The 7,179-nt window shown below is 67.5% G+C and carries 7 protein-coding genes; 6 read left to right on the top strand and 1 reads right to left on the bottom strand.

Going from position 1 to position 7,179, the window contains the following annotated elements:
* The 5 genes from AC2VOG_RS03020 to AC2VOG_RS03000 form a co-directional block, all read left to right on the top strand.
* On the top strand, positions 1-110 hold a 110-nt coding region (locus AC2VOG_RS03020), incomplete at its 5' end, for an acyl-CoA dehydrogenase family protein (RefSeq protein WP_486938439.1).
* On the top strand, positions 107-1,702 hold the full coding sequence (locus AC2VOG_RS03015) for an acyl-CoA carboxylase subunit beta (RefSeq protein WP_486938438.1): 1,596 nt from the start codon (positions 107-109) through the stop codon (positions 1,700-1,702). The genes AC2VOG_RS03020 and AC2VOG_RS03015, both read left to right, overlap by 4 nt.
* A gap of 5 nt (positions 1,703-1,707) precedes the next feature.
* Positions 1,708-3,702, top strand: a complete 1,995-nt coding sequence (locus AC2VOG_RS03010) for an acetyl/propionyl/methylcrotonyl-CoA carboxylase subunit alpha (RefSeq protein WP_486938437.1) — start codon at positions 1,708-1,710, stop codon at positions 3,700-3,702.
* The gene (locus AC2VOG_RS03005; protein WP_486938436.1) at positions 3,699-4,865 is read left to right on the top strand and encodes an acyl-CoA dehydrogenase family protein; all 1,167 of its coding nucleotides are present in this window, start codon (positions 3,699-3,701) and stop codon (positions 4,863-4,865) included. Before AC2VOG_RS03010 ends, AC2VOG_RS03005 begins: the two co-directional genes overlap by 4 nt.
* The gene (locus AC2VOG_RS03000; RefSeq protein WP_486938435.1) at positions 4,865-5,641 is read left to right on the top strand and encodes an enoyl-CoA hydratase family protein; all 777 of its coding nucleotides are present in this window, start codon (positions 4,865-4,867) and stop codon (positions 5,639-5,641) included. Before AC2VOG_RS03005 ends, AC2VOG_RS03000 begins: the two co-directional genes overlap by 1 nt.
* Before the next feature lie 136 nt (positions 5,642-5,777).
* On the opposite strand, the gene AC2VOG_RS02995 is transcribed toward AC2VOG_RS03000, so the two are convergent.
* Positions 5,778-6,410 (bottom strand): hypothetical protein, encoded by a 633-nt coding sequence (locus AC2VOG_RS02995; RefSeq protein WP_486938434.1) that lies wholly within the window; start codon positions 6,408-6,410, stop codon positions 5,778-5,780.
* 357 nt (positions 6,411-6,767) lie between these two features.
* Here AC2VOG_RS02995 and AC2VOG_RS02990 point away from each other — a divergent pair.
* A partial coding sequence (locus AC2VOG_RS02990) for a DUF421 domain-containing protein (protein WP_486938433.1) occupies positions 6,768-7,179 on the top strand: 412 nt, incomplete at its 3' end.

Genomic DNA, 7,179 nt, shown 5'->3' with positions numbered 1-7,179 from the left:
AGTCGGAGATCGAGCGCCAGTACCGCGACATGCGGATCCTGGGCATCGGCGGCGGCACCACCGAGATCCTCACCGCGCTGGCCGCCAAGCTGTTGGGGTTCCAGTCATGACCGCGCTCAGGTCAGTGCTCGACCCCAAGAGCGAGGCCTACGCAGCGGCCTCCGCGGCCGCGGAGTCGCGGCTTGCCGAGATCGACGCCGAAATGGCCAAGGCGCTGGCCGGCGGTGGCACGAAATATGTTGAGCGACATCACGATCGAGGCAAGCTGACCGCCCGCGAGCGCATCGAGTTGCTCATCGACGCGGACGCACCGTTTTTGGAGCTGTGCCCGCTGGCCGCCTACGGCAGCGACTTCCAGGTCGGTGCCAGCCTGGTCACCGGAATAGGCCCGGTCAACGGCGTGGAGTGCATGATCGTCGCCAACGATCCGACCGTCAAAGGTGGCACCAGTAACCCCTGGACCCTGCGGAAGATCCTGCGGGCCAATCAGATCGCGTTCGAGAACCGCCTGCCGGTGATTTCGCTGGTCGAATCCGGCGGAGCCGACCTGCCGACCCAGAAACAGGTGTTCGTGCCCGGCGGGCAAATGTTCCGCGACCTGACCCGGCTGTCGGCGGCCGGCATCCCCACTATTGCGCTGGTGTTCGGGAACTCCACCGCCGGGGGCGCCTACGTACCCGGCATGTCCGATCACGTGGTGATGATCAAGGAACGCTCGAAGGTGTTCCTGGCCGGCCCCCCGCTGGTGAAAATGGCCACCGGCGAGGAGTCCGACGACGAATCCCTCGGTGGCGCCGAAATGCATTCGCGGGTATCGGGTTTGGGCGACTATTTTGCCCTCGACGAACTCGACGCGATCCGGATCGGACGCCGCATTGTTGCGCGGCTGAACTGGACCAAGCAGGGCCCCGCGCCCGCAGCGGTCACCGAGCCACTGTTCGACGCCGACGAGTTGATTGGCATCGTGCCGGCCGACCTCCGCATTCCCTTCGACCCACGAGAGGTGATCGCGCGCATCGTCGACGGCTCCGACTTCGACGAATTCAAGGCGATGTACGGCTCGTCACTAGTGACTGGCTGGGCGCGACTGCACGGCTACCCACTGGGAATCCTGGCCAACGCCCGCGGCGTGCTATTCAGCGAGGAATCGCAGAAAGCCACCCAATTCATCCAGCTGGCGAACCGCTCCAACACACCATTGTTGTTCCTGCACAACACGACCGGCTACATGGTCGGCAAGGACTACGAGGAAGGCGGGATGATCAAGCACGGCTCGATGATGATCAATGCGGTCTCCAATTCGACCGTCCCGCACATCTCGCTGCTGATCGGCGCGTCCTACGGCGCCGGCCACTACGGCATGTGCGGCCGGGCTTACGACCCGCGTTTCCTGTTCTCCTGGCCGAGCGCCAAGGCCGCCGTGATGGGTGGCGCGCAACTGGCCGGGGTGCTCTCGATCGTCAGCCGGGCCGCCGCCGAGGCGCGCGGCCAGGTGGTCGACGAGGACGCCGACGCCGCGATGCGCGCGGCCGTCGAAGGCCAGATCGAAGCTGAGTCGCTGCCGATGGTGCTGTCGGGAATGCTCTACGACGATGGCGTGATCGATCCGCGGGATACTCGCACCGTGTTGGGAATGTGTCTGTCCGCCATCGCCAATGGCCCGATCAAGGGGACGTCGAGCTTCGGCGTCTTCCGGATGTGACGGAAATGGGAATCACTCGAGTTCTGGTGGCCAACCGCGGCGAGATCGCCCGGCGGGTCTTCGCGACCTGCCGCATTCTCGGCCTGGGCACCGTCGCGGTCTACACCGACCCGGACGCCGCCGCTCCCCATGTGGCCGAGGCCGACGCCCGGGTCCGGTTGCCGCAAACCAACGACTACCTCAACGGCGAGGCAATCATCGCCGCGGCCCGCGCGGCCGGCGCCGACGCCATCCACCCGGGCTACGGATTCCTCTCCGAGAACGCCGAATTCGCCGCCGCGGTGCAGGCCGCTGGTCTGGTGTGGATCGGCCCGCCCGTCGACGCGGTGCGCGCGATGGGCTCCAAGATCGAAGCCAAGAAGATGATGGCCGCGGCCGGAGTGCCGGTGCTCGAGGAACTCGACCCCGACACGGTGACTGCCGCGCAGCTGCCGGTGCTGGTCAAGGCGTCCTCCGGCGGCGGCGGACGGGGCATGCGCGTGGTCGACCAATTAGACGCGCTACCAAGCGAAGTCGCGGCTGCTCAGCGCGAGGCCCAGTCCGCGTTCGGCGACCCGACGGTGTTTTGCGAGCGCTACCTGCCCACCGGTCACCACGTCGAGGTGCAGGTCATGGCCGATGCGCACGGCACGGTGTGGGCGGTGGGCGAGCGGGAGTGCTCGATCCAGCGCCGCCACCAGAAGATCATCGAAGAGGCGCCCTCGCCGTTGGTCGAGCGCATTCCGGGCATGCGGGCCAGGCTGTTCGAGGCGGCCCGACTCGCCGCGAGCGCGATCGGCTACACCGGGGCGGGCACCGTGGAGTTTCTCGCCGACGACGACGGCGGGTTCTTCTTCTTAGAGATGAACACCCGGCTGCAGGTCGAGCACCCGGTCACCGAGGAGACCACCGGACTCGATCTGGTCGAGCTGCAGATCACCGTTGCCAACGGGGGCCACCTCGACGCCGAACCGCCGGTTGCGCAAGGCTCTTCGATCGAGGCCCGGCTGTACGCGGAAGATCCCGCGCAGAACTGGCAGCCGCAGGCAGGCTTGGTGCAGCGCATCGACGTGCCGGCGGCGCGCACCGAATTCACCACGCTCGGGGCGCGTACCGGAATCCGGCTGGACTCCGGGATCGTCGACGGCTCTTCTGTGTCGATCCACTACGACCCGATGCTGGCCAAAGTCATCTCCTACGCCCCGACCCGGCATCATGCGGCTTTGATACTCGCCGACGCGCTAGCCCGGGCCCGGGTGCACGGGCTGCGCACCAACCGCGACCTGTTGGTGAATGTGCTGCGGCATCGGGCATTCCTGGACGGCGCCACCGACACCGCGTTCTTCGACACGCACGGTCTAGCGCAGCTGGCCGCCCCGCTGGCCGACGACACTGCCGTCCGGCGCTCGGCGCTCGCGGCGGCGCTGGCCGACGCTGCCGCGAATCGGAACGGGGCCAGCGTGCTCGGCTCGCTGCCCAGTGGCTGGCGCAACCTCGCGTCGGGCTACCAGGTCAAGACCTTCGTCGACGACGCCGGCGAGCAGCACCGCGTCGAATACCGCTTCAGCCGAACCGGATTGACGCTCCCCGGCGACGACACGGTTCACCTCGTCTCGGCGTCGGCGCACGAGGTCGTACTCGCCGACGCCCACGGGGTGGCGCGCAGCTTCGCGGTGTCCCGCCATGGCCACGACGTCTACGTCGACTCCGCCCTTGGACCGGTGCACCTGGTCGCACAGCCACGTTTTCCCGAGCCCGGCTCGGCTGTCGAGAAGGGCTCGCTGGTTGCACCCATGCCCGGCAACGTCATCCGACTCGGCGCCGCCGTCGGTGACACCGTGACGGCGGGCCAGCCACTGATCTGGCTGGAGGCGATGAAAATGGAGCACACCATCGCCGCGCCGGCCGACGGCGTGCTCGCCGAACTCAACGTCGACACCGGCCACCAAGTGGAAGTCGGCGCCGTCCTGGCGCGAGTGGACGCGCCCCACGATCCTGACGTAGAAGGAGATTCTCAATGACAGACAGCAGCTTCATCGAAAGCGAAGACCGCAAGGCGCTGCGCACGGCGGTGTCGGAGTGGGCGTCGAAATACGGCAGCGAGTACTACCTCAAGAAGGCCCGCGCGCAGGAGCACACCGACGAATTATGGTCCGAAGCAGGAAAACTCGGCTTCCTCGGGGTCAACCTGCCCGAGGAGTACGGTGGCGGCGGCGCCGGCATGTACGAGCTGTCGCTGGTGATGGAGGAAATGGCGGCCGCCGGCAGCGCACTGCTGCTGATGGTGGTGTCGCCGGCCATCAACGGCACGATCATCTCCAAGTTCGGCACCGAAGAGCAGAAGAAGCGCTGGATCCCCGGTATCGCTGACGGAACGATCACGATGGCGTTCGCGATCACCGAACCCGACGCCGGGTCCAACTCGCACAAGATCACCACCACGGCCCGCCGGGACGGCAGCGACTGGATTCTCAAGGGGCAGAAGGTCTACATCTCGGGCGTCGACCAGGCTCAGGCGGTGCTGGTGGTCGCGCGTTCCGAAGAAGCCAAGACCGGCAAGCTGCGGCCGGCACTGTTCGTGGTGCCCACCGACACACCCGGCTTCACCTACACCCCGATCGACATGGAAATCATCAGCCCGGAGCGGCAGTTCCAGGTGTTCATCGACGACGTTCGGCTGCCCAGCGACGCGCTGGTCGGGGCCGAAGATGCCGCCATCGCACAGCTTTTCGCGGGCCTGAACCCCGAGCGCATCATGGGTGCGGCCAGCAGCGTCGGGATGGGTCGCTACGCGCTGGACCGGGCCGCCGACTACGTCAAGACCCGACAGGTGTGGGGCGCGCCGATCGGCTCGCACCAGGGGCTGTCACATCCGTTGGCGCAGTGCCACATCGAGGTCGAGCTGGCCAAACTGATGATGCAGAAGGCTGCGACGCTCTACGACAACGGCGACGACGGTGGCGCGGCCACAGCCGCCAATATGGCCAAATACGCTGCAGCCGAGGCGGCTACCCGCTCGGTCGATCAGGCCGTGCAGTCCATGGGCGGCAACGGGCTGACCAAGGAGTACGGCGTCGCGGCGATGATGGCCTCGGCCCGGCTCGGACGGATCGCTCCGGTCAGCCGGGAGATGGTGCTGAACTTTGTCGCGCAGACATCGCTCGGCCTGCCCCGCAGCTACTGATGGACACGCTCGTCGAATACGCCGTCGAGGGGCATGTCGCGCGGCTGACGCTGAATTCGCCGCACAACCGCAACGCGCTGTCGAGCACGCTGGTCGGCCAACTACATCAGGGCCTGCGCGACGCGGCCGACGATCCCGCGGTGCGGGTCGTCGTCCTCGGCCACACCGGTAATACCTTCTGCGCGGGCGCCGACCTGTCCCAGGGATCGGCAGCGACTACCAAGGATCCCGCCGAGGCGACCGCCCAGCGGTCCAGGGAGATGGCGGGGCTGCTACGCGCCATCGTCGAAGCGCCGCTGCCAGTGATCGTCGCGGTCGACGGCCACGTCCGCGCCGGCGGGATGGGTCTGGTCGCGGCGTGCGACATCGCCGTCGCCGGGCCGCGCAGCACGTTCGCGCTGACCGAAGCCCGGATCGGGGTTGCGCCGGCGATCATCTCGCTGACGCTGCTGCCGAAGCTGTCCGCCCGCGCCGCCGCGCGCTACTACCTGACCGGTGCGACGTTCGACGCCGCCGTCGCCGAGACGATCGGGCTGATCACGATGGCCGCCGAGGACGTCGATGCCGCAGTCGCGGCGCTGGTCGCCGACATCGGCCGCTGCTCACCCCAGGGTCTGGCCGCATCCAAGGCGCTGACCACCGCCGCTGTGTTGGACGGCTTCGATCGCGACGCCGAGCGACTCGCCGCCGAGTCGGCCCGGTTGTTCGTCTCCGACGAAGCCCGCGAGGGCATGCTGGCGTTTCTGCAGAAGCGCCCGCCGAGTTGGGCGAACTGACCCCGCCAGCGGGCCGTCCAGGTTCCTCGGCTTTGCGGACAACGATCACAGCTGACGGCACTAGTCATCAGTGATGCCCACCACATCGCAGCAGGGAAGTGGTCAGATTGTCTGGCCGGCAATGGTATTCGCGCCATCACTTACCGTCCCGCGGGGGAGGGCAGCGACACCACCAGGCCGCTCCACGGCGGGCGTGTGAGCGGCCACGGAGGGCCTGCTCGTCAGTGTCAGCGATGGTGCGCCTGGCGCGCCTGGAAAGACGGAGCCAACGAGAACCCGAGTGAGTTGCTGGATCGGGTCGAGCAAATACTTCGGGAGCACCGTGATAATCGGCCTGCGGCTGACGGTTCGGCCGGTCAACCTTTTGCACGCACTCGTCGGCGCCGACCACGACACCAACCGCCGTCCCTGCCCCTGGAACGACCGAACCGATCAGCGCACCAGCCGCCGCGCCAGACCCTAGCCCGGCGGCCAGACCCACGCCCTCCCGGGTGACGGCCTCGGCCACCGAATTGCCGTCATGGATGTCGGACATGACGGCCGGTACCGCGGCGGCACCACCACCCACCCGAGCGAGCCGGGAGAATCCGTTGAGCTCGGCGCCGCCAACCGTCGGATCCTCCAACCAGTTCAACAAGCCCTGTGAAGCCTTACCCGGACCCGTACCGGGCGACTCCTTGATCGCGTTGAGCGTCGCCTTGCCCACGCCATCGGCGGTACCACCGGTGACCGCGCCCGCAGCACCGAGCGCCACATCCCCCTTCGTCACCGTCAGACCAGACGCCTCGCCGGCCGCTCCGGCGCCGCCGTCCCCACCAGGTGTGCCCGCCCGTTCCTCAGCAGGTGGGCTGGTCGCACCGGCCCCGCCGTCGCCGTCGGCGCCTGAGGGGCCTCACCGGTGACGGCCGCCAGCGACGATTTGGCCGACGCCAGGGCGGCCACATAGCCAGCGCGACCGTTCTGGACATCGCCCAAGTCGGTTCGTACCGCGCCGACCGCAGCGTCGTGCAGAGCTTGGGTGTTCTGATTTGCGTCTTCGGCGGCGCCGATCTCTGACTAGTACGGAGCGGCGATGTTCGCATCGCGCCGTTTGGACCCGCCGCATTCGGATAGCACAATCGTAGCGATGAGCGGGATTACCCACGTCTTGATCGATGGCTGGGAATCGGTGGTGTACACCGTTCCCAAAACCCTGGCGCTGTTCTCGACCACCGCTTTGGCCTTCCGCTTCCTTCAACGCCGCGCGATCGCCCAATTCACGCCGATCGACTGGCTGACGGCGGTCGTATGCGGTTCCGTTATCGGGCGTGCCGCGACCGCAACCGATACGTCATGGATCCACGCCGCCACCGCGGTAATGACACTGATCACGGTCAACGTGGCGGTGAGCAGGCTCCGGTTCGTGCCGGGCCTTCAGCGCCTCGTGGATCCCCCGCTGCGGGTACTGATTCACGATGGCAAGGTCAATCACCGTAACCTTCGGCGCTGCGGACTCACCGACGACGACCTCAGCGCGATCGTTCGTCAGCATGGTTATG

The sequence above is a fragment of the Mycobacterium sp. TH-M11 genome (assembly GCF_057473725.1).
This window is presented reverse-complemented; position numbering and strand designations above follow the sequence as displayed.

Excerpts from the sequence above, each read along its gene's own strand:
- AC2VOG_RS03015 (WP_486938438.1), top strand. The coding sequence starts at position 107 with ATGACCGCGCTCAGGTCAGTGCTCGACCCCAAGAGCGAGGCCTACGCA.
- AC2VOG_RS03010 (WP_486938437.1), top strand. The coding sequence starts at position 1,708 with ATGGGAATCACTCGAGTTCTGGTGGCCAACCGCGGCGAGATCGCCCGG.
- AC2VOG_RS03005 (WP_486938436.1), top strand. The coding sequence starts at position 3,699 with ATGACAGACAGCAGCTTCATCGAAAGCGAAGACCGCAAGGCGCTGCGC.
- AC2VOG_RS03000 (WP_486938435.1), top strand. The coding sequence starts at position 4,865 with ATGGACACGCTCGTCGAATACGCCGTCGAGGGGCATGTCGCGCGGCTG.